Raw genomic sequence first — 21,451 nt, 5'->3', positions numbered from 1 at the left:
AATGGCTGCCTGCCATCCGTCCGGCGGAAAACTCTACAGCAGTCCACGATAGAAGCGCAGTTCACGCTCCAGCGCATCGGCCAGATTATTGGCCTGGCGAAAGCCATGTCGCTCGTCCGGGTAGAGTCGGTACTCCACCTCGATACCTCGCCCGCGCAGCGCCGCCACCATGGTTTCGGTCTGCTCGGGCAGTACCACCGCATCCTGCGCACCCTGCAGGAAGAGTATCGGTGCAGCGATGCGCTCGGCGTTATACAGCGGCGCGCGCTCGCGAAAGCGCTCCGGCACCCGCTGCGGATCACCTATTAGCCAGTCCAGATAGTCGCCTTCGAACTTGTGCGTCACCCGACGCAGCGCCAATGGATCGCTGACGCCGTACAGGCTGGCGCCGCCGCGAAACAGATCGGTGGCTACCAGCGCGCTGAGGGCGGTGTAGCCACCCGCACTGGAGCCGCGAATGAACACCCGCTGCGGATCGACCGCACCTTGTTCTACCAGCGCTCGTACTGCCTGGCAGGCGTCCTCCACATCCACCACGCCCCATTGCTCGTGCAGGCATTGCCGGTAGGCTCGACCAAAACCACTGCTGCCGCGGTAGTTGACGTCCACCACGGCAAAGCCGTGCTGCGTCCAGAACTGGATGCGCGGATCGAAGACGGGGTAGCACGCCGACGTCGGACCGCCGTGGATGAACACCACCAGAGGTGGCGACGTTCCGGGTTCGCCCCGGCAGTTCACATTGCGCGGCGCGTAGAAAAACGCATGGGCGGTTTCGCCGTTGCCGGTTGGAAAGCGCATGGGCTGCGGATAGGAGACCTGTGCCCCGGCCAACGGCGTCGCACCACCGGCGAGGATCTGCACCATGCCGCTGGCCCGCTCGATGGCCAGCACCGCAGGCGTGCGCTGCGCTGCGCCAGCGATACAGAACATATGGGTGGCGTCGGCGGCCAACTGGCGGCAGCGGCTGAACGCACCGGCCAGCTGTCGCTGGCGGCCTTCGGCGACGTGTTCGAACAGCAACCCGTAGCCATCGACCATATGGGTCAACAGCAGGCCGCCATCGGCCAGCGGCAGATAGCTGCTGGTACCCAGCTGCCAGGGCGCAGGTGCGCAGTCGAAATCCCGTGCGGACTCCGGTTTCGTCGCGACCAGCGGATGCAAGGCCCAACCGCCCTCGCGCTCGGCCCAGGGTTGCCAGTAGCCCAGCCGATCACTGAGGCACAGCAGCCGACCGTCTTCGGCGAAGCGCGGTTGCTGCAGTGATTCGCCACCCGCCTCGCCGGCCAGGCATCGCACCGCCCCCCACCCCCCGTCCGGCTGGCGCTCGGCGTTGCACAGGCGCGTTGAGGTCCAGGGTTGCTCAGGGCGATCCCACTCGATCCAGGCGAGGCGGCGACCATCACGATCAAGCGTGGGTGAGGCGTAGAAGCCAGCCCCTTCGACGAGGAGTCGACGTGTGCCATCGGCGATGGCGATGCTCACCAGCCGATGCACCACGCCATCGCCTTCGCGCGATTCTTCCAGGGTGACGATGGCGTTCTCATGGCGGTCGTACTGCAGATCGCCATAGCGGCAGTCGGGACGCGCAGTCAGCGCTGACGGCAGAGACTGAGAATCTTCGCTCAGCGTTTGCAGGTAGATCTGCTGGTCCGCTTCGTTGACGAAAGCAAGGCCCTGCCCGGTCAGGCAGAACGCGCCGCCGCCGTATTCATAGACGCGGCTGCGGACCGAATACCCTGCCGGCGTCAGGCAGCGCGCATGGCCGGCCCGCCAGAACCACAGGCTGCAGCGCCCTTCGGCGGGGTCGTATTCGATCCAGAACAACCCGCCCTGCCCGGCCCGCAGCTCGGCGAAATCCCGGCTGGCGGCCGCGGCGGACTCGGCGCTCCAGTCGCTGGGCCAGAAACCATACGGCAGGCGCGCGGCTGCCGTACCTTGCGGGGCAGCTCCGGGTGCCGTCATACCTTGAGGATCAAGCGGGAGGCCTTTTCGTTGCGATGCTGCAGCTGGTCGAGGCCGAGGGCGCCATGCTCGGCCTGCTCCCGAGCAGCGAGAATGGTGCCGTGATGCGCCGACTTGCTGCACACCGGGTCGGCATTCGCGGCATCGCCCGTGAGCATGAAGGCCTGACAGCGGCAGCCTCCGTAGTCGCGCTCCTTCTCGTCGCAGCTGCGGCAGGGTTCGGGCATCCAGTCGTAACCGCGAAACTTGTTGAAGCCGAACGAGTGTCGCCAGATGTGCTCGATGCTGTGCTCGCGCACATTGGGGAATTCCACCGGCAACTGCCGGGCGCTGTGACAGGGCAGCGCCGTACCGTCCGGGGTGATGTCGAGGAACAGGTTGCCCCAGCCGTTCATGCAGGCCTTCGGCCGTTCTTCGTAGTAATCGGGCGTCACGAAAATCAGCTTGCACGGATGGTTTTCCGCGGCGAGCTTGTCGCGCCACTCATTGGTGATGCGCTCGGCACGTACCAGCTGTTCCTTGCTCGGCAGCAGCCCGGCACGGTTCAGCTCGGCCCAGCCATAGAACTGGCAGGTCGCAAGCTCAACGAAATCCGCTTCGAGTTCAATGCACAGACGAATGATCTGGTCGATGTTGTCGATGTTGTGCCGATGGGTGACGAAGTTGAGCACCATCGGATAGCCATGCTTCTTCACCGCACGGGCCATTTCCAGCTTGTGGGCGAAAGCCTTCTGCGAACCGGCGAGCAGGTTGTTCACCTCCTCGTCCGCGGCCTGGAAGCTGATCTGGATATGGTCGAGGCCGGCGTCGGCGAAGCTGGCGATCTTCTCTTCAGTGAGACCGATGCCGGAGGTGATCAGGTTGGTGTAATAGCCGAGCCCACGCGCAGCGGCGATCAGCTCGGCGAGGTCCTGACGGACCAGCGGCTCACCTCCGGAAAAGCCCAGCTGGGCGGCGCCCATCTCGCGCGCCTGGCGGAAAACCTCGATCCACTCGGCGGTGGTCAGCTCATCGTGGCTGCGGGCGAAGTCCAGCGGATTGGAGCAGTACGGGCACTGCAGCGGGCAACGATAGGTCAGCTCCGCCAGCAGCCAGAGCGGCGGGCCGGGCTCGTAGCCGGGTTTAGCGAAGCTCGATCCAGAACCGTTCAACGGCAACCTCCAGGAACGCGACGATATCCTCTTGAATGCCCTCTGCCTCAGGGTAGCGGGCCTGCAGATCGGCAACGATGGCGCCCACGGTCCGCGTGCCGTCCACCTCGGTCAGCACCGCCGCAGCGCTCTCGTTGAGCTTGATCATGCCTTCCGGATAGAGCAGTACGTGGCAATTCTGGGCCGGCTCCCACTGGAAGCGAAAGCCTCGGCGAAAGGTCGGAACCTGGGTCAGTTGGATATCGCTCATGTCTTCTCTCATCAATGGGCGTGCAGGCGTCGATCTGGCCCCCGGCAGTGATGGGCTGCAGCCCACCCTACCAGGCGCTTAGATGCTGATGCCCTTGTGCCAGACGCGCTCGCAGGTGACGGTATGATACGGCGGGCGATCCAGCTCATAGGCCATGCTCATGGCGTCGAGCATGCTCCACAGCACATCGAGTTTGAACTGCAGAATGTTCAGCATGCGCTCCTGGGCCTCGCGGGTGCGATAGTGATCCAGGGTGATGCGCAGGCCGTGCTCGACATCGCGGCGTGCTTCCTTCAGGCGCTTGCGAAAGTAGTCGTAGCCCGAGGCGTCGATCCAGGGATAGTGCTGCGGCCAGCTGTCCAGGCGCGACTGGTGAATGGTTGGGGCAAAGAGTTCGGTCAGCGAGCTACTGGCGGCCTCCTGCCAGCTTGCGCGGCGGGCGAAGTTGACGTAGGCGTCGACGGCGAAGCGTACACCAGGCAGCACCAGTTCCTGCGACAGCACCTGCTCGCGATCGAGCCCGACAGCTTCCGCCAGACGCAGCCAGGCTTCGATGCCACCCTCCTCGCCCGGCGCGCCATCGTGGTCGATGATGCGCTGAATCCACTCGCGGCGGGTGTCGCGGTCCGGACAGTTGGCCATGATCGCCGCATCCTTCACCGGAATGCAGACCTGATAGTAGAAACGGTTGGCGACCCAGCCCTGGATCTGCTCGCGTGTCGCCTGCCCGGCGTACATGGCCCGGTGAAACGGGTGATGGATATGGTAGTACTCGCCCTTGGCGCGCAGCGCCTGTTCGAATTCCGCGGGGCTCATGGCTGGCAGGTTCATGGCAGTATCTTTTTCCTTTTCTTATCGTTCCGCTGTTCGGGTTTTGCTGCAGCGCGCGACTGAAGCCGCGATGAGCTGCTATAGCTCGATGTTCATGCCATCGAAGGACACTTCGATTCCATGCTCGCCGAGGATTTCGCGTTCGACGGAGTCTTCATCGAGGATCGGATTGGTGTTGTTGATGTGGATGAGGATCTTGCGCACCGCGGGCATGCCATCGAGCACTTCGATCATGCCGCCGGGGCCGCTCTGCTGCAGGTGCCCCATTTCGCTGCCGAGCTTGGTGCCGACCTCGCGCACGAGCATTTCGTCATCGCGCCACAGGGTCCCATCGACCAGCAGGCAGTCGGCCTGGCGCATGGTTTCCAGCAGATCGTCGCTGACCTTGCCCAGGCCCGGCGCATAGAACAGCGTGCCACCGGTTTTGCGGTCCTCGATCAGCAGGCCGATGTTGTCGCCGGGATGCGGGTCATTGCGGTGCGGCGAATATGGCGGCGCGGAGCTGCGCAGCGGAATCGGCGTGATGTGCAGGTTGGGGCAACAGGGAATGGTAAAGCTGCCGGTCAGGGCGATGGGGTTCCATTTCAAGCCGCCGTTCCAGTGTTCGAGCATGTTGAACAGCGGGAACCCGGTGGTCAGATCCTGATGCACCATCTCGGTGCACCAGACCTCGTGCGGGCAACCTTCACGCAGGGTCAGCAGCCCGGTGGTGTGATCGATCTGGCTGTCCAGCAGAACGATGGCACCGATGGCGGTATCGCGTGGCGCACGGGCCGGCTGCAGCGTCGGGAATGACTCCAGCTGAGCGCGGATGTCCGGCGAAGCATTGCACAGAATCCAGTCGACACCGTTATCGCTGATGGCGATGGACGACTGGGTACGCGCCTTGGCGTTGAGTGTGCCGGCACGCAGGCCCGCACAGTTGGCGCAATTGCAGTTCCACTGCGGAAAACCTCCACCCGCGGCGGAACCGAGAATTCGGATGAACATGGACAGCCCCCAAAGCAAAGCCCCGGCCGGAGCCGGGGCTGATCGATCAACGATTTGCGAAGTACATGGTGACTTCGAAACCAATACGCATGTCGGTGAAGGCGGGTTTAGTCCACATAGGTCGGTCCTCTTTTTATGGTGCCGGAAGATTCCGACAGCCCAATTAAGCCCCCTGTTCTGCATTCAGCAGAATGGTACTTTGGAAGGAGACAGCGCCGTGCCTTGGTAGTGCCCGACGGACGGCACAGATCTGTTACCAGGTTTCAGTCCAGCTGACGCCTCGTTGCCAGGCATGTCAACTGGTACGCAGCGCTGGCCGATCATGGGCATTGCGCCAGGCCAGCTCGTTGGTGATGGTGGCCATCGGCACGAACATCGAACCGTCGAAATCGCTCAGCTCGATGCCTTGCTGAATACGTAGCGGCCAGTCGTTGTTGGCCAGCGCGGCCTTGCCTACCGCCACCAGATCCATCTCGCCGCAACCAAGCAAGGCCTCGGCCTGCTCGCCGGTGACGATGCCACCGTTGCCGATCACCGGGATCGCGACGCTGCCCTTGGCGATGGCAGCAAGGCTCGGGCCTTCGACAAAGGCCGGGGCGGCGGCGTCGGGTTCAGTGATATGCAGATAATCGAGTCCCGCGTCAGCAAGGGTGCTGAAGCGCTGTCGGGCCAGCTGCTCACCGCCCTCCCATTTCAGTCGGCCGTCACAGACCATGCTCTGCGACAACCGCATCCCTACCACGAACTCGTCGCCCACCGCGGCTCGCACGGCGGCGATCACCGCCAGAGGCATGCTCAGGCGTTCGAGAAAATCACCACCCCACTGATCGCTGCGCTGGTTGAACTCGGCACTCATGAATTCGTGCAGCAGATAGCCGTTGGCACCGTGCAGTTCGATGCCGTCGAAGCCCGCGTCCCGGGCATGCCGGGCAGCCAGCGCGAAACCGGCGATGGCTTGCTGGATATCGTCCTCGCTCATCTCGGCCGGCGTGGCGTAGGGACCTTCGCCGCCGTAGAACGTCAGCTGCGATCCGCTCGGCTGTATCGCCGACGGCGCCACATGGCGGGCGTGATGGATGTTGCCCTGGGTCTGGGCACCGCCATGCATGAGCTGCGCGATGAACGTCGCGCCGGCTTCGTGAACCGCCTGCACGACAGGTTTCCAGCTGTCCCGGTGCACCTCGGTGGCAAGCCCAGGCTGGTTGAAATAGCCCTGGCTATAAGCGGTATCGGTGTAGATCCCCTCGCTGACGATCATGCCGAAGCCGCCTTTGGCGAAGGACGCGTAATAGTCGCGCATCAGTTCGTTGGCAGCTCCCTCGGGCTCGGCGCTGACCCGCGTCATGGGTGCGACGACGGCTCTATTGCGTAAGCGCAAGTGCTTCAGCGAGCAGGGCTCGAGCAGTTGCGGCATGGGTGACCTCCTCTACTTCCGATATTGGCCTATGCAGATGTGAGGCGCTTCGGCTAGGGGGAGTTCGATGGTCGCGATGGCTGGTCGAATCCGGAGCATAAAAAAACGCGGCCGAAGCCGCGTTTGCGATAGGAACCTTGCGCTCGATCCGAGGGGGTAACTACAGAATCGGCGCGGATCCCTGCACATGACGTGCGTAGCAAAATAAACCGGCGCGCTGGAGCACACGCGCCGGGGCCCTCATCAGAAGAATCCGAGCGGATTGATGTCGTAGCTGACCAGCAGGTTCTTGGTCTGCTGGTAGTGGTCGAGCATCATCTTGTGGGTTTCGCGGCCGACGCCGGACTTCTTGTAGCCACCGAACGCGGCATGCGCCGGGTACAGGTGATAGCAGTTGGTCCAGACGCGACCGGCCTTGATGCCACGACCCATGCGGTAGGCGCGGTTGATGTCGCGGGTCCAGACGCCGGCACCCAGGCCGAACTCGGTGTCGTTGGCGATTGCCAGGGCTTCGGCCTCGTCCTTGAAGGTCGCCACGCCAACCACCGGCCCGAAGATCTCTTCCTGGAACACACGCATCTTGTTGTGACCCTTGATCAGGGTCGGCTGCACGTAATAACCGGAGGCCAGGCCACCTTCGAGCTTCTCGGCAGCACCGCCGGTGAGGATCTGCGCGCCTTCCTGCTGAGCGATCTCCATGTAGGAGAGGATCTTGTCGAACTGTTGCTCGGAAGCCTGGGCGCCGACCATGGTGTCGGTATCCAGCGGGTTGCCACGCTTGATCGCCTTGATCTTCTTCATCACCACTTCCATGAAGGGCTCGAAGATCGATTCTTGAATCAGTGCACGCGACGGGCAGGTGCAGACCTCACCTTGGTTGAAGAAGGCCAACACCAGGCCTTCGGCAGCCTTTTCGATGAATGCAGGCTCAGCATTCATGATGTCTTCGAAGAAGATGTTCGGGCTCTTGCCACCCAGCTCCACGGTGCTCGGAATGATGTTCTCGGCGGCGCAGCGCATGATGTGCGAACCAACCGGGGTCGAGCCGGTGAAGGCGATCTTGGCGATGCGGGTGCTGGTAGCCAGCGCCTGGCCTGCCTCCTTGCCGAAGCCCTGAACGATGTTCAGCACGCCCGGTGGCAGCAGATCGCCGACCACTTCGATGAATACCATGATCGACAGCGGGGTCTGCTCGGCCGGCTTGAGCACGATGCAGTTGCCGGCGGCCAGGGCCGGAGCCAGCTTCCAGGCTGCCATCAGCAGCGGGAAGTTCCACGGAATGATCTGACCAACCACGCCCAGCGGCTCATGGAAATGGTAGGCCGCGGTGGTGTCGTTGATCTCTGCAGCGCTGCCTTCCTGAGCGCGGATGCAGCCCGCGAAGTAACGGAAGTGATCTGCAGCCAGCGGTACGTCGGCGTTCAGGGTTTCACGAACGGCTTTGCCGTTGTCCCAGGTTTCGGCGACTGCGAGCTTTTCCAGATTCGCCTCGATGCGGTCGGCGATCTTCAGCAGGATGTTGGCGCGATCCTGGACAGAGGTGCGTCCCCATGCATCGGCAGCGGCGTGAGCAGCATCGAGAGCCCTCTCGATATCTTCGGCACCCGAACGCGGGAATTCGGCGATCACTTCACCATTGACCGGCGAGGTGTTGACGAAGTATTCGCCTTTGACCGGCGGCACGAATTCACCACCAATGTAATTGCCGTAGCGCGGCTTGAAGGAAACAACGGCGCCAGGGGTACCGGGCTGGGCATAGATCATGATGGGCCTCTCTTTGTTCTGCTTGTCAGAGCCTGTGCCGGAAGGTGCACAGGACATGGACCGATCTTAGGCAGCGGGGTCTTCGCTCCGGTATGCACCCATGGCAGCGGAGGGCTCCTCATTTGGTAGTAGATGGCAAGGCGCAGAGGCAGAGCTGATGGCGGTTTGCGATTGATTCGAGCAAGCCGGAACGTGAGAAAAAAGCCGAGCAGAGTAGGCCCAGAATCGCACCCTAAAAATGACCCTGAACAAGGGCGTCGAGCTAAAGCGCAAATTCTCCTGCAACGCAAGAAAAGCACGACCAAAAGGCCGCAAAACCAACGCCAAAGTCTTATTAGCCGGCCCGCCAAAGCGCCTTAGCTTCGAGGTGCGACATCGCTTTTCCTGACCACAACGATGAGGAGATACGCCATGCAGTGGATCAATCCGGACTTCTGCGACCTGCGCCTGGGCTTCGAAGTCACCGCGTACGTCTACGTGCGCTGAAGTCACGACCGGCGCGATGGCTCAAGCCATTGCGCCGGTCGAGCGAGGAGCTCGACATGACAACAACCATATCGTCGGCCAGCTGCTACACGATCCGCCCGCCTTTCCTCTTTCGCTGGGAGGAGTCGCAGCAGGCCCATGTGCTGCTCTATCCCGAAGGCATCGTCAAGCTCAATGCAACGGGTGGGGAGATCCTTAAACGTTGCGACGGCAAGACCAGCGTCAGCGAACTGATCGAGCAGCTGCATACGGCCTACGACGCAGCCGATATCGACACTATCCGCAACGGCGTCCTGAATTTCCTGGAGGTGTCCCATGCCAAAGGCTGGATCAGAGCTAAGGCTTGACGGCAGCGGCAACCCAGTCTGGCTACTACTGGAGCTGACCTATCAATGCCCGCTGCAGTGTGTGTTCTGCAGCAACCCGCGCAACTTCGCCGACTACCGCCAGGACGAGCTGAGCACGGCGGAATGGATCGACGTGATGGCCCAGGCGCGCGCCATGGGTGCCATGCAGATCGGCTTCTCCGGCGGCGAACCGACCTTGCGCAAGGACCTCGAGACGCTGGTCGCCGAGGCCGACCGAATGGGCTACTACACCAACCTGATCACCTCCGGGATAGGGCTGACCGAGGCGCGCCTGCACGCCCTGAAGGATGCCGGGCTGCGCCACATCCAGCTCGGTTTTCAGTCCACCGACCGTGACGTGGCGCGTCAGCTGGCCGGCGTCGATGCCTGGGAGCGCAAGCTCGGCATGGCGCGACTGATCAAGTCGATGGACTTTCCCATGGTCCTCAACGTACCGATCACCCGGCAGAACATCGGCCAGGTACCGGAAATAATCGACTTCGCCGTCGATCTGGGTATCGAATACCTGGAGTTAGCCAACGTCCAGTACTACAACTGGGCCCTGCTCAACCGCGACGCGTTGATGCCGACCCGTGAGGAGCTGCTTCGCGCCGAAGCACAGGTAAGAAGTGCAAGAGAATCCTACGGCGATCAACTGACCATATTCTTCGTCATCCCTGACTACTTCGAGGGACGTCCAAAAGCGTGCATGAATGGCTGGGGCGCGATCCATGTCACCATCGCACCCAACGGCAACGTGCTGCCGTGCTCTCAGGCCAGCAACTTCAAGGACCTGACCTTCCCCAATGTGCGCGAACAGCGGCTGGAGCAGATCTGGCACGACTCACCGGTATTCAACCTCTACCGTGGCGACGCCTGGATGCCGGAACCCTGTCGCAGCTGTGACGAGAAGGAAAAGGACTTTGGCGGCTGCCGCTGCCAGGCATTGCTGCTGACCGGCAACGGCGCCAACACCGATCCGGCCTGCAATAAATCCCCGCATCATCATCTGATTCGCCAGGCCGTAGACCTCGCGCAAGACGCCGCGCGCCCGCAAGGCACGCTGATCGCCCGACAGGCCAGCCAGGGAGTCGATTATGACGCTGCCTCATGATTCCTTTGCCGGGACCATAAGCGCCGGGCTTTCACTGACCCTCGGTTGCTACCTGCTGCTGCGTTACTGGCTGGTGGGCTGAGCCATGCAACTGCCTGTCATCGACGTGCTGGCACGCTATGCCCACCTGCTGTTCGCCCTGGTCTGGATTGGTCATAACTACGCCAACTTCATCCAGAACCCGCGCTTCGTACCGCTGCAGAACGGCATCGACACCGCCACGCTGAATCGCGATCTGGAAGTGCGAATGAAGCGAGAGCACGGCATTTTCCGCTATGCGTCTGTGGTGGTGTGGCTGTCCGGGATGGCCATGCTCTGGCAGCGCGGCTGGCTTGCCGATGCATTGCTGCTGCAAGGGCCGCTTGCCGTGATCGGTCTTGGCGCCTGGATCGGCACGTTGATGCTGCTCAACCTCTGGCTGGTGCTGTGGCCGCATCAGAAGAAGCTGCTGGGCTTCGTTCCGGCGACGCTCGAGGAGCGCGTGCGCTGCTCACGTATCACCTTTCTCTCGTCACGCAGCAATACCATCCTGTCTTTCCCGTTGCTGTTCCTGATGGCGGCTGGTGGCCATGGCCTGCATCTCTTCTGAGCGGCCCGAGCGCTACAACTTCGCCGCAGGGCCGGCGATGCTTCCGGCCGAGGTGTTGGCGCAGATCCGCGAGGAGCTGCCGAGCTGGGGCGACACCGGCTTTTCCATACTCGAGCAGCCCTTTACCGGGTCGCTCTTCAAGCGACTCATGGCAGAAGTGGAGGATGATCTGCGCGGGCTGCTGCGGATTCCCAACGGTTATCACGCACTGTTTCTGCAGGGCGGAGCCAGTGCCCAGTTCGGCCTGCTGCCGCTCAACCTGTTGCAACCTGGGCAGCGCGCCGCCTACGTGGAGAGCGGGCACTGGGCCGGCAAGGCCATCCGTGAAGCCCGTCGCCACATCGAGGTGAGCGTCATCGCCAGCGGTGCGGATCAGGCTTTTACCGCCATCCCGGCTTTTGATCAATGGCGGCTCGACCCTGGAGCCGGGTACTGCCACATCACCAGCAACGAGACCGGCAACGGACTGCAGATGCAGGAGTTCCCCCGCTTAGCCGTGCCACTGGTGGCCGATATGAGCTCCGATTTCCTGACCCGTCCGATTCCAGTCGAACGCTTCGGGCTGATCTATGCCAGCGCACAAAAGAATCTGGGCGTGTCCGGCTTATGCGTCGTCATCGTGCGCGACGATCTGCTGCATGTGCCGTCCAAGGGGCTCCCCAGCGTTTTCAGCTACGCCATGCAGGCAGAGCATCGGAGTCGTCTGAACACACCTCCGACGTTCGCCCTTTATGTGACCGGCTTGATGCTGCGCTGGATCAGGCGTAACGGCGGGCTTGAGGCGATGGCGGCAGCGGCACGAAGCCGAAGCCGGTTGCTGTATGAATACATAGATGGCAGCCGCCTCTTCAAATCCTTGCAGCGTCGCCAGGATCGCTCGGCGATCAACGTCTGTTTCCAGCTTGCTGATACGGCGCTTGTCGAAACCTTCCTGCAGGACGCAGCGCAGAACGGTCTCGCCAATCTGGCTGGACATCCCGCCGTCGGCGGTGTACGGGCCAGCCTTTATAACGCCATGCCAGTGGCAGGGGTCCGGCGGCTGGTTTCGTTCATGACAGCATTCGAGCGGCAGCATGGCTAGCGACATACGCTGGGCAATGCTCGGCCGCAGGGCACTGCAGCGTCTTGCGCTAGGCATCACCAGCGCTGCCTGCAGCGTTACCCGGGGCGACCTCACACAGCCAGTCGCGGCAATGGGACTGAGCTTCCGCTCTCCTCTTGGGATCGCTGCCGGTTTTGATCGAAACGGACGTCTGGCACGGCGCGTCGCCACCCTGGGTTTCGGCTTCACCGAGATCGGCAGCCTGACGGCAGCGCAAACCAATGACCTCGGCGACATTCCGCAAGGCCCTGCGCTACTAGGGATCAACCTGACACTGGATGCGAGAAACTCATCGGCCGAATGCCGTGGCCAGCTGCGGAATGCGTGGCGGCAGGCCGACTACCTGATGCTCAATCTGATTGGCCCAGCAAGCGCACCGCTGCTGCATCAACCCGCACGGCTGCGGGGGCTGCTCGTTGCGCTGCGCGAGGAACAGCAAGTGCTGAATCATTCAGCCGGCCGCCACGTACCACTGGTGGTGAAACTGCGTTGTCTGCCCGGACAGATTCCCTTCTCTTTGACGGGCTTGCTGTTGGAGCTGAGCTATGACGGCGTACTGGCGGCTCATGATCCGGGGCCGCCAGCCACACGACAGCGCTACGACGCCTGGCGCAACGAGCATCAACAGGCGCTTGCCTGCGAACAGATCGAACAGTTGCATCGATTCTGCGGCAACGACATAGCGCTGATGTCGGTTGGTGGAATCCAGACCGCAGAGCACCTGGCGGCGCGCCTGCAGGCGGGTGCCCGTCTTGTTCAGATTCACGCTGCGCTTTTGCGTCAGGGCCCCTGGGTAGCGCGACGCCTTCTGCGTTGAGGTCAGAAAAGAAAACGCCCCGAATGGTTCGGGGCGTTGTCGTATCGGCTCAGGCTGTCAGAAACGTTCGATTTCCGCTTGGGCCTGTAGCTTCTGGCGGAACGCAGCGAAATCCTGCTGTCCCATCCGGGAGGCGAGGAAACGCCGGAAATTCAGCTTCTCCTCGTCGGACAACGAGGCTTCAGGCTCGTTGACGCCATTGAGCCGCACCACGGCATAGTCGCCATTGCTCAAGGCGACACCTGCGTAACTCGGTTTGCCCTGCTCTGCCGGGCGAGGCATGCGGAACACCTGCTGCAGCAGTGCCGGTGCAACGCCCTCCTGGCTCCGGCCAGCCGCCTCGATCGTCTGCCATTGGCCATCAGTCTGCTTGCCATCGCGCAGATCGGCCAGCAGCCGCTCGCCCTTCTCGCGGGCGCGCTCGGCAGCCAGACTCTGCTGCAGCTGCTCGACGATATCGCCACGTACATCGGCAAGCGGAATGGCTGCCGGCTGCAGATGCTTTTTCACACGCAGAGCGATGGATGTGTCAGGGTCAAGTTCGATGACGCTACTGTTGGCCCCATCGACCAGCACTTCGTCGCTGAATGCAGCCTGGACAACCTGGCGATTGGCAGCGATGCCTTGTCCACCGTCACGCCCGAACGGCTCGGTGGTCTGCACCATCAAACCGAGTTCCTGCGCAGGCTGAGCAAGATCGGATGCTTCGAACGCAGAGTCTTCCAGTTGCTTGCTGACTTCGACGAAACGTTGTTCGACCTGCTGCGCCTTGAGCTCGCGAACCAGCTCGGGCCGCATGCTCTCGAGGGAAGGCACTTCCGGCGACTGAACACCGAGCAGCTTGATAATGTGCCAGCCGAATTCGGACCGGACCGGCGCCGACACTTCCCCTTCTTTCAGCGCGTAAAGCGCTTCTTCGAACGCTGGGTCGTATACGCCAGGCCCGGCGAAGCCCAGATCGCCACCTTCGTTGGCGGAGCCTGGATCCTGAGAAACCTCCTTGGCGACGGCGGCGAAATCTTCCCCACCCTTCACACGCGCAGCAATCTCGTCGATCTTGGCCTTGGCCTCGTCATCGCCCGACTCTGCACCGGTTTCGATGAGGATATGCGCGGCGCGGCGCTGCTCCGCCAGGTTGGCGATCTGCTTCTGGTAGAGCGCCTGCAGCTCCTCATCAGACACCTCGACCTGATCGAAGAACGACTCCTTCTTCAGCTCGACGTATTCGACGATGACCTGCTCGGGGGTGCGGAACCGATCGGCGTTGGCCTCGTAGTACTCGCTGATCTGCTCGCCGCTGACCTCTATCGTGTCACTGCGAGCCGGGATGGTGAGCGTGTCGAAATCCCGCGTCTGCATCTCCAACCGCGCGAAGTTCTCGACCTGTTGATCGGTTACGAAACCGGTGCCGGAGATGCCGGCACGCAGCTGACCGATGAGCATTTCCTGCTCGAGAAGCTGACGGAACTGAACACGGGAATAACCCATTTGCTGCAGGACTTGGTCGAAACGCGCAGCGTTGAAGACCCCGTCCACCTGAAACTCGGGCGTCTGCAGGATCAATTGGTCGAGCGCCTCACGGGAAAAAGCGAAGTCGGCGCTCTTCGCGCTCTGCAAGAGCAGCATCCGGTCAATCAACGAGCCGAGCGCTGCGTTGCGCAGCAGGCGCTCGTCGAGCATGGAGGGGTCGAAGTCGCTGCCCAGCTGCTGAGCCAGCTGCCGCCGCTGCATATTCATCGCCTGGTCGAGGTCGTAGCGGGAGATTTCTTCGCCATTGACCTCGGCCGCAGTCTGGCTGTTGCTCGCGGCATTGAAGATGGCGTCGAAACCAGTGAGCGCCAGCAGCACCACGATGATGCCGATGATGGTCTTGGCTATCCAGCCTTGAGAATTGTCCCTGATGTTCTGAAGCATGCGACCCCCAGGAGTCTGCGGCGCGATGGGTGCGCAACGCGGGTGGAAACCGGATAAAAGAAAGGCGCATCCAGGGATGCGCCTTCTCGGAGCTTATGGAGCGGTTGGGCTTATTCCCCCAAGCCGGATCGGGCAGGCCTTACCTGCCCTTCAACCGCCCCAAGCCAGAGCAGCGCACGCTGACTGGCTGGGTGAAAAACGCTTAGTTGACGGCGTCTTTCAGAGCTTTGCCAGCCTTGAAGCCAGGGATCTTGGCAGCGGCGATGTTGATCGGCTTGCCGGTCTGCGGATTGCGACCAGTGCGAGCAGCGCGCTCCTTGACAGCGAAAGTACCGAAACCAACCAGTACCACGGAGTCACCTGCCTTCAGGGCGCCGGTGACGGATTCGATCACTGCATCCAGCGCGCGGCCAGCAACAGCTTTTGGGATATCAGCAGATGCAGCGATGGCATCGATCAGTTCCGACTTGTTCACTCTAAGTCCCCTTATTTCTGTTGAGTCGTATCTTTAATTTTCGGGTGTAAGCAAAGCGGTGCTAGACGGCAATGACACAAGAGGCCGATTAAACAAGGGCACCTGAAATGTGTCAACGTGGCCATCCAGACTAATGCGTGCTGATTCGCTCCTTGGAATCAGGCTCGCGCTTGTCATCCTTTGCAACAATCTCGGGAGCCGCATCGGACAAGGGCTCCGGCGCGTATTGCAGCGCAATTTGCAGGACCTCGTCAATCCACTTAACCGGTTTAATCTGCAGGTCCTGCTTAATATTTTCAGGAATCTCTTTCAGATCACGCTGATTCTCTTCCGGGATGATGACTGTCTTGATCCCGCCGCGATGTGCCGCGAGAAGTTTCTCCTTGAGCCCACCAATGGCGAGTACCTGTCCACGCAATGTAATCTCACCGGTCATTGCGACATCTGCGCGCACCGGGATTTGCGTAAGAGCCGATACGAGCGCTGTGCACATACCAATACCGGCACTGGGGCCATCCTTGGGAGTTGCACCTTCCGGGACGTGAATGTGGATATCCTGCTTCTCGTGGAAATCTGCTGCGATACCCAGACTGGCCGAGCGACTGCGAACGACCGTCAACGCAGCTGTGATCGACTCGCCCATCACTTCGCCGAGCGAGCCTGTCTTGGTCAACCGCCCCTTGCCCGGAACCACGGCGGCCTCGATCGTCAGGAGCTCGCCGCCAACTTGCGTCCAGGCCAGGCCTGTTACCTGGCCGATCTGATCCTGCTGCTCAGCCAGACCGTAGCGGAACTTGCGCACACCCAGGAAATGCTCGAGAGAATCGGCGTCCACAACCACATGGAAGCGTTTCTCGGCCGCATGCTCCTTAACCACCTTGCGGCACACCTTGGCCAGCTGGCGCTCAAGACTGCGGACACCGGCCTCGCGGGTGTAGTAGCGGATGATGTCCCTGATAGCGCCTTCCTGGAACTCCAGCTCACCCTTCTTCAGACCATTGGCCTCGATCTGTTTGGGTGCCAGATAACGTGTGGCGATGTTGACCTTCTCGTCCTCGGTATAGCCCGGCAGGCGGATGACTTCCATGCGATCGAGCAACGGTGCTGGTATGTTCATCGAGTTAGCGGTGCAGAGGAACATCACGTCCGAAAGGTCATAGTCGACCTCCAGATAGTGATCGTTGAAATTGTGGTTCTGCTCGGGATCGAGCACTTCCAGCAGTGCCGACGCTGGATCACCTCGCATGTCGCTGCCCATCTTGTCGATTTCGTCGAGCAGGAACAGCGGGTTACGTACGCCAACCTTGGTCATCTTCTGGATCAGGCGCCCAGGCATGGAACCGATGTAAGTACGACGGTGACCACGGATTTCCGCTTCGTCCCGCACGCCGCCCAATGCCATGCGCACGAACTTGCGATTGGTCGAACGCGCGATCGACTCAGCCAGGGAGGTCTTACCAACCCCGGGAGGACCAACCAGGCAGAGCACAGGCCCCTTTAATTTCTTGACGCGCTTCTGCACGGCGAGATATTCGAGGATGCGGTCCTTGACCTCTTCCAAGCCATAATGATCGGCGTCGAGCACTTCCTCAGCCTTGGCAAGATCCAGCCGCACCTTGCTCGCGGCCTTCCACGGCACATTCACCAGCCAGTCGATATAGGTACGAACCACCGTCGCCTCTGCAGACATCGGCGACATCTGCTTGAGCTTGTTGAGTTCGGCCAGGGCCTTGGTATAGGCGTCCTTGCTAAGGCCAGCGTTCTCGATGCGCTTCTTCAGATCATCGACTTCGTTATGGCCCTCATCGATGTCACCGAGTTCTTTCTGAATGGCCTTCATTTGCTCGTTCAGGTAGTACTCACGCTGGCTGCGCTCCATCTGCTTCTTGACGCGACCTCGAATGCGCTTCTCCACCTGCAGCAGATCAATTTCCGCATCCAGCAGCGCCAGCACATGCTCGACCCGCGCCGGCAGGTCGGTAATCTCGAGAATTTGCTGCTTCTGTTCGATCTTCAGCGCCATGTGCGCCGCCATGGTATCCACCAGGCGGGCAGGCTCGTCGATGCTGCTCAGTGAGGACAGAACTTCTGCCGGAACCTTCTTGCCAAGCTGGACGTATTGCTCGAACTGACTGAGCAGGCTACGGGTGAAGACCTCGGATTCGCGGGCCTCGACTTCGGCCTCTTCGATCAGCGAGACCTCCGCGCGGCAATGATTGTCCACGTCGGCGAAGCGCTCGATGGCGCCGCGCTGCTCCCCCTCGACCAGCACCTTGACGGTCCCGTCCGGCAGCTTCAGCAGTTGCAATACGGTGGCGACCGTACCAACGCGATACAACGCGTCCTCGGCCGGATCGTCGTCCGCCGGATTCTTCTGCGCAACCAGCAGGATCTGCTTGTCGCCGGACATGGCGGACTCGAGGGCTTCGATGGATTTCTCACGGCCAACGAATAGCGGGATCACCATGTGCGGATAGACCACCACGTCTCGCAGCGGCAAAAGGGGCAATTCGATGGTTGTCTTCATAAATTCAGCTCTACGACGGCCATACGGCGGTAAACGGACGGGCAATGCCCTTCAACCAAAGATGAGGGCGCGCCCCGCAAAAAACAAGGCAGCGAGCAAACACAAAGGGGCCCGCAGGCCCCTTTGTTCGATCACGCCTCAGGCGCAGCCTTGGCTGGTGGCTCCGTATTCTCGTAAATCAACAGCGGCTGGGAGGTACCTTCGATCACGCTTTCGTCGATCACTACCTTGCTGACATCCTTCTGCGAAGGAATCTCGTACATGGTATCCAGCAACACGCCTTCCAGAATCGAACGCAAACCGCGCGCGCCAGTCTTGCGCTCCAGCGCGCGATGGGCCACGGCCTTCAGTGCGTCGGCACGAAACTCCAGATCAACGCCTTCAAGCTCGAACAGTTTGGCGTACTGCTTGGTCAGCGCATTCTTGGGCTCGGTAAGAATCTGGATCAGCGCCGCCTCGTCGAGCTCGTCGAGTGTAGCGATTACCGGCAGACGACCCACGAATTCCGGGATCAGGCCGAACTTGACCAGATCATCCGGCTCTACCGCCCGCAGCGATTCGCCAATCTTCTTACCCGGATCCTTGCTGCGAACCTCGGCATTGAAGCCAATACCGCCCTGAGTCGAGCGCCCTTGAATCACCTTTTCCAGGCCGGCGAAAGCCCCGCCACAAATGAACAGGATGTTGCGGGTGTCGACCTGCAGAAACTCCTGCTGCGGGTGCTTGCGACCACCCTGCGGCGGCACGGACGCAACCGTACCCTCGATCAGTTTCAGCAGCGCTTGCTGGACACCTTCACCGGAAACGTCGCGGGTGATCGAAGGGTTGTCGGACTTGCGCGAGATCTTGTCGATCTCGTCAATGTAGACGATACCCATCTGGGCCTTTTCTACGTCGTAGTCGCATTTTTGCAGCAGCTTCTGAATGATGTTCTCGACATCCTCGCCCACGTAACCGGCTTCGGTGAGGGTCGTCGCATCAGCGATAGTGAACGGAACATTCAGCAGGCGCGCCAATGTCTCAGCAAGCAGTGTCTTGCCCGAACCGGTCGGACCGATCAACAGGATGTTGCTCTTGCCCAGCTCGACTTCTTCTTTCTTGTCGCGCTGGTTCAGCCGCTTGTAATGGTTGTAAACGGCCACCGCCAGGATCTTCTTCGCACGCTCCTGACCAATGACGTACTGGTCGAGAATGGCGCTGATCTCCTTGGGCGCGGGCAGTTTATGCGCGTTGCTCTCAGCCTGCGCTTCCTGCACCTCCTCACGGATGATGTCATTGCACAGGTCGACGCACTCGTCGCAGATGAAAACGGAGGGCCCGGCGATCAACTTGCGTACTTCATGCTGGCTTTTGCCGCAGAAAGAGCAATAGAGCAGTTTGCCGGAGTCCTCGCCGTTGCGGGTGTCAGTCATTCGGTCGATCCAATCGGGAAGGCTTGAAACACAAGATGAAGGCAATCGTGGGCTTTTTCAAGCCCACGGGGTGGCCGCATATCGCAGGCTGCGAGCGATCAAAGTGCCAACTGGCGCTGAGTCAGTACCTGATCGATCAAGCCGTACTTGACGGCTTCTTCGCCGCTCATGAAGTTGTCGCGGTCGGTATCTCGGGCAATCACATCCATCGGCTGACCGGTGTGGTGTGCCAGGACCTTGTTAAGGCGCTCGCGGATCGTGAGGATTTCACGGGCATGAATCTCGATATCCGACGCCTGCCCCTGGAAACCGCCCAGCGGCTGGTGAATCATCATGCGCGAGTGCGGCAGACAGTAACGCTTGCCAGCCGTACCGCCGGCCAACAGCAAGGCTCCCATGGAACAGGCCTGGCCGATGCAGATCGTCGACACGTTCGGCTTGATGAACTGCATGGTGTCGTAGATCGACATACCGGCAGTGACCGAACCGCCCGGGGAGTTGATGTAAAGATGGATGTCCTTCTCAGGGTTTTCCGCCTCGAGAAAGAGCATTTGCGCAACGATCAGATTGGCCATGTAGTCTTCGACCTGGCCGACCATGAAGATCACCCGCTCCTTCAGGAGGCGGGAATAGATGTCGTAAGCGCGCTCACCGCGTGCGGACTGCTCGATCACCATCGGGACCAGGCCACCGGCGGCCTGAATGTCCGGAGCTTGCATAAAAGGATTGCGGGACATGTTCCAACGATACTCCCTATGTCATGCCTCAAAAGACATAAGCCAGCACGAGGCTGGCTTATGTTGGTGCACTCGGAAAGATGAAGAAATCAGGCGGCTTGCGGAGCTTCCGCAGGCTTGACAGCTTCTTCGTAGGAGACCGATTTGTCGGTCACCTTGGCTTGCTGCAGAACAGTATCTACAACTTGCTCTTCGAGCACAACCGAGCGAACTTCGTTCAACTGATCGGCATTCTTGTAGTACCAGGCCACCACCTGCTCCGGCTCCTGGTAAGCAGACGCCATCTCCTCGATCAGCTCGCGAACGCGTGCTTCGTCGGGCTTGAGCTCTTTCTGCTTGACCACCTCAGCGACGATCAGACCCAGCACGACGCGGCGCTTGGCCTGCTCCTGGAACAGCTCGGCCGGCAGCTGGTCAGGCTTGATGTTGCCGCCGAACTGCTGAACAGCCTGGGTACGCAGACGGTTCACCTCGTTGTCGATCAGCGCCTTCGGCACCTCGATCGGGTTGCCAGCGACCAGACCTTCCATGACCTGATTCTTCACCTTGGTCTTGATGGCCTGACGCAGTTCGCGCTCCATGTTCTTCTTCACCTCGGCGCGGAAACCTTCCACACCGCCTTCCTGAACGCCGAACTGGGCGAAGAACTCATCATTGAGTTCCGGCAGCTGCGGAGCAGCAACGTTGTTCACCGTGACGGTGAACTCAGCAGTCTTGCCGGCCAGGTCGAGGTTCTGATAATCCTCAGGGAAGGTCGGGTTGATCACGCGCTCTTCACCGGCCTTGGCACCCACCAGGGCGTCTTCGAAGCCCGGGATCATGCGACCTGAGCCCAGCACCAGCTGAGTGCCCTTGGCCGAGCCGCCGGCGAAGGCTTCGCCGTCGATCTTGCCGACGAAGTCGATGGTCAGCTGGTCACCGTTCTCGGCGGCACGCTCGACATTCTCGAAGCGAGTGTTCTGCTTGCGCAGGATTTCCAGCATGTTATCGACGTCGGCGTCGGTCACTTCAGCCTGCAGGCGCTCGATCTCGATGGCCTCGAAACCAGCCACCTCGAATTCGGGGAATACTTCGAAGGTGGCGACGTACTCGAGGTCCTTGCCCTTCTCGAACACTTTCGGTTCGACGGACGGAGCGCCGGCCGGATTCAGTTTCTCGGCAACGATGGCTTCGTAGAAAGTCGACTGGATCAGGTCGCCCAGTGCTTCCTGACGAGCGGCCTCTTCATAGCGCTGGCGAATCACGCTCATCGGCACCTTGCCGGGACGGAAACCAGGAATCTTGGCACGGCTGGCGGTCTGTTGCAGACGCTTGTTGACTTCGGTCTCGATGCGCTCGACCGGCACGCCGATGGTCATGCGGCGCTCAAGAGCGGAGGTGCTTTCAACAGAAACTTGCATGGATTTTCCTCGTTGCACAGACATAAGCCGGGCGTTCCGGCCCCAGAATGGGCAAGCATTCTAGTGGCTCGGTTGGCATAAGTCACCCTGCCCTTCATGGCCGCCGAATGACCGGTACGGTTGCCAGGTCGCCGCCGTTCGCTTCGCCATATGGCTGAACCTTACGACT

Annotated in this window: 20 protein-coding genes; 6 read left to right on the top strand and 14 right to left on the bottom strand. The window is 61.1% G+C overall.

The window, feature by feature from the left end:
• Nucleotides 1–33: 33 nt before the first annotated feature.
• The 8 genes from OUY36_RS10915 to exaC all read right to left on the bottom strand — a co-directional run bounded on the left by OUY36_RS10915 (nucleotide 34) and on the right by exaC (nucleotide 8,362).
• Nucleotides 34–1,962: an alpha/beta hydrolase family protein gene (locus OUY36_RS10915; protein WP_267938059.1), complete on the bottom strand. Its 1,929-nt coding sequence runs from the start codon at nucleotides 1,960–1,962 to the stop codon at nucleotides 34–36.
• Nucleotides 1,959–3,113 (bottom strand): pyrroloquinoline quinone biosynthesis protein PqqE, encoded by a 1,155-nt coding sequence (gene pqqE, locus OUY36_RS10910; RefSeq protein ID WP_267938058.1) that lies wholly within the window; start codon nucleotides 3,111–3,113, stop codon nucleotides 1,959–1,961. Before pqqE (OUY36_RS10910) ends, OUY36_RS10915 begins: the two co-directional genes overlap by 4 nt.
• Nucleotides 3,085–3,363 (bottom strand): pyrroloquinoline quinone biosynthesis peptide chaperone PqqD, encoded by a 279-nt coding sequence (pqqD, locus tag OUY36_RS10905; protein ID WP_017245083.1) that lies wholly within the window; start codon nucleotides 3,361–3,363, stop codon nucleotides 3,085–3,087. Before pqqD (OUY36_RS10905) ends, pqqE (OUY36_RS10910) begins: the two co-directional genes overlap by 29 nt.
• Before the next feature lie 78 nt (nucleotides 3,364–3,441).
• Complete coding sequence (gene pqqC / locus OUY36_RS10900) at nucleotides 3,442–4,194, bottom strand: pyrroloquinoline-quinone synthase PqqC (protein ID WP_017245082.1); 753 nt, start codon at nucleotides 4,192–4,194, stop codon at nucleotides 3,442–3,444.
• Nucleotides 4,195–4,272: 78 nt separating this feature from the next.
• Nucleotides 4,273–5,184, bottom strand: coding sequence for a pyrroloquinoline quinone biosynthesis protein PqqB (gene pqqB, locus OUY36_RS10895; protein ID WP_063542998.1), 912 nt, complete (start codon nucleotides 5,182–5,184; stop codon nucleotides 4,273–4,275).
• 46 nt (nucleotides 5,185–5,230) lie between these two features.
• The gene (pqqA, locus tag OUY36_RS10890) at nucleotides 5,231–5,302 is read right to left on the bottom strand and encodes a pyrroloquinoline quinone precursor peptide PqqA (protein ID WP_003284930.1); all 72 of its coding nucleotides are present in this window, start codon (nucleotides 5,300–5,302) and stop codon (nucleotides 5,231–5,233) included.
• Between the two features lie 177 nt (nucleotides 5,303–5,479).
• Nucleotides 5,480–6,598 (bottom strand): NADH:flavin oxidoreductase, encoded by a 1,119-nt coding sequence (locus OUY36_RS10885; RefSeq protein WP_267938056.1) that lies wholly within the window; start codon nucleotides 6,596–6,598, stop codon nucleotides 5,480–5,482.
• 243 nt (nucleotides 6,599–6,841) lie between these two features.
• The gene (gene exaC, locus OUY36_RS10880; protein ID WP_063543002.1) at nucleotides 6,842–8,362 is read right to left on the bottom strand and encodes an acetaldehyde dehydrogenase ExaC; all 1,521 of its coding nucleotides are present in this window, start codon (nucleotides 8,360–8,362) and stop codon (nucleotides 6,842–6,844) included.
• Between the two features lie 396 nt (nucleotides 8,363–8,758).
• On the opposite strand from exaC, the gene pqqA (OUY36_RS10875) reads away from it, so the two are divergent.
• From pqqA (OUY36_RS10875) to OUY36_RS10850, 6 genes are all read left to right on the top strand, one after another.
• Nucleotides 8,759–8,848, top strand: coding sequence for a pyrroloquinoline quinone precursor peptide PqqA (gene pqqA, locus OUY36_RS10875; RefSeq protein ID WP_194291615.1), 90 nt, complete (start codon nucleotides 8,759–8,761; stop codon nucleotides 8,846–8,848).
• 56 nt (nucleotides 8,849–8,904) lie between these two features.
• Complete coding sequence (gene pqqD / locus OUY36_RS10870; RefSeq protein WP_063543667.1) at nucleotides 8,905–9,195, top strand: pyrroloquinoline quinone biosynthesis peptide chaperone PqqD; 291 nt, start codon at nucleotides 8,905–8,907, stop codon at nucleotides 9,193–9,195.
• Entirely contained in the window at nucleotides 9,164–10,309 is a 1,146-nt protein-coding gene (pqqE, locus tag OUY36_RS10865) for a pyrroloquinoline quinone biosynthesis protein PqqE (protein WP_267938053.1), read from the top strand. The genes pqqD (OUY36_RS10870) and pqqE (OUY36_RS10865) overlap by 32 nt, the downstream gene beginning before the upstream one ends.
• A gap of 85 nt (nucleotides 10,310–10,394) precedes the next feature.
• Entirely contained in the window at nucleotides 10,395–10,898 is a 504-nt protein-coding gene (locus OUY36_RS10860; RefSeq protein ID WP_063543006.1) for a urate hydroxylase PuuD, read from the top strand.
• On the top strand, nucleotides 10,879–11,979 hold the full coding sequence (gene serC / locus OUY36_RS10855) for a 3-phosphoserine/phosphohydroxythreonine transaminase (protein WP_267938052.1): 1,101 nt from the start codon (nucleotides 10,879–10,881) through the stop codon (nucleotides 11,977–11,979). The genes OUY36_RS10860 and serC overlap by 20 nt, the downstream gene beginning before the upstream one ends.
• Nucleotides 11,980–12,091: 112 nt before the next feature.
• Nucleotides 12,092–12,817 (top strand): phosphoserine aminotransferase, encoded by a 726-nt coding sequence (locus tag OUY36_RS10850; RefSeq protein WP_267938051.1) that lies wholly within the window; start codon nucleotides 12,092–12,094, stop codon nucleotides 12,815–12,817.
• A 57-nt stretch (nucleotides 12,818–12,874) separates the two neighbouring features.
• Here OUY36_RS10850 and OUY36_RS10845 read toward each other — a convergent pair whose 3' ends face one another.
• The 6 genes from OUY36_RS10845 to tig form a co-directional block, all read right to left on the bottom strand.
• Nucleotides 12,875–14,731: a SurA N-terminal domain-containing protein gene (locus tag OUY36_RS10845; protein ID WP_267938049.1), complete on the bottom strand. Its 1,857-nt coding sequence runs from the start codon at nucleotides 14,729–14,731 to the stop codon at nucleotides 12,875–12,877.
• Nucleotides 14,732–14,933: 202 nt separating this feature from the next.
• Nucleotides 14,934–15,206, bottom strand: coding sequence for a nucleoid-associated protein HU-beta (hupB, locus tag OUY36_RS10840; RefSeq protein ID WP_003282502.1), 273 nt, complete (start codon nucleotides 15,204–15,206; stop codon nucleotides 14,934–14,936).
• Between the two features lie 130 nt (nucleotides 15,207–15,336).
• Entirely contained in the window at nucleotides 15,337–17,733 is a 2,397-nt protein-coding gene (gene lon / locus OUY36_RS10835) for an endopeptidase La (protein WP_133457129.1), read from the bottom strand.
• 131 nt (nucleotides 17,734–17,864) lie between these two features.
• Nucleotides 17,865–19,145, bottom strand: a complete 1,281-nt coding sequence (gene clpX / locus OUY36_RS10830; RefSeq protein WP_063543014.1) for an ATP-dependent Clp protease ATP-binding subunit ClpX — start codon at nucleotides 19,143–19,145, stop codon at nucleotides 17,865–17,867.
• A 98-nt stretch (nucleotides 19,146–19,243) separates the two neighbouring features.
• The gene (gene clpP, locus OUY36_RS10825; RefSeq protein ID WP_110777079.1) at nucleotides 19,244–19,882 is read right to left on the bottom strand and encodes an ATP-dependent Clp endopeptidase proteolytic subunit ClpP; all 639 of its coding nucleotides are present in this window, start codon (nucleotides 19,880–19,882) and stop codon (nucleotides 19,244–19,246) included.
• 89 nt (nucleotides 19,883–19,971) lie between these two features.
• Nucleotides 19,972–21,282 (bottom strand): trigger factor, encoded by a 1,311-nt coding sequence (gene tig, locus OUY36_RS10820; RefSeq protein WP_110777080.1) that lies wholly within the window; start codon nucleotides 21,280–21,282, stop codon nucleotides 19,972–19,974.
• Nucleotides 21,283–21,451: the final 169 nt, after the last annotated feature.

Origin of the sequence: Stutzerimonas sp. R40042 (genome assembly GCF_026642215.1) — a bacterium.
Taxonomy (GTDB): Bacteria; Pseudomonadota; Gammaproteobacteria; order Pseudomonadales; family Pseudomonadaceae; genus Stutzerimonas; species Stutzerimonas frequens.
The sequence above is the reverse complement of the archived record's forward strand: the minus strand, read 5'-3'. Positions and strand labels throughout refer to the sequence as shown.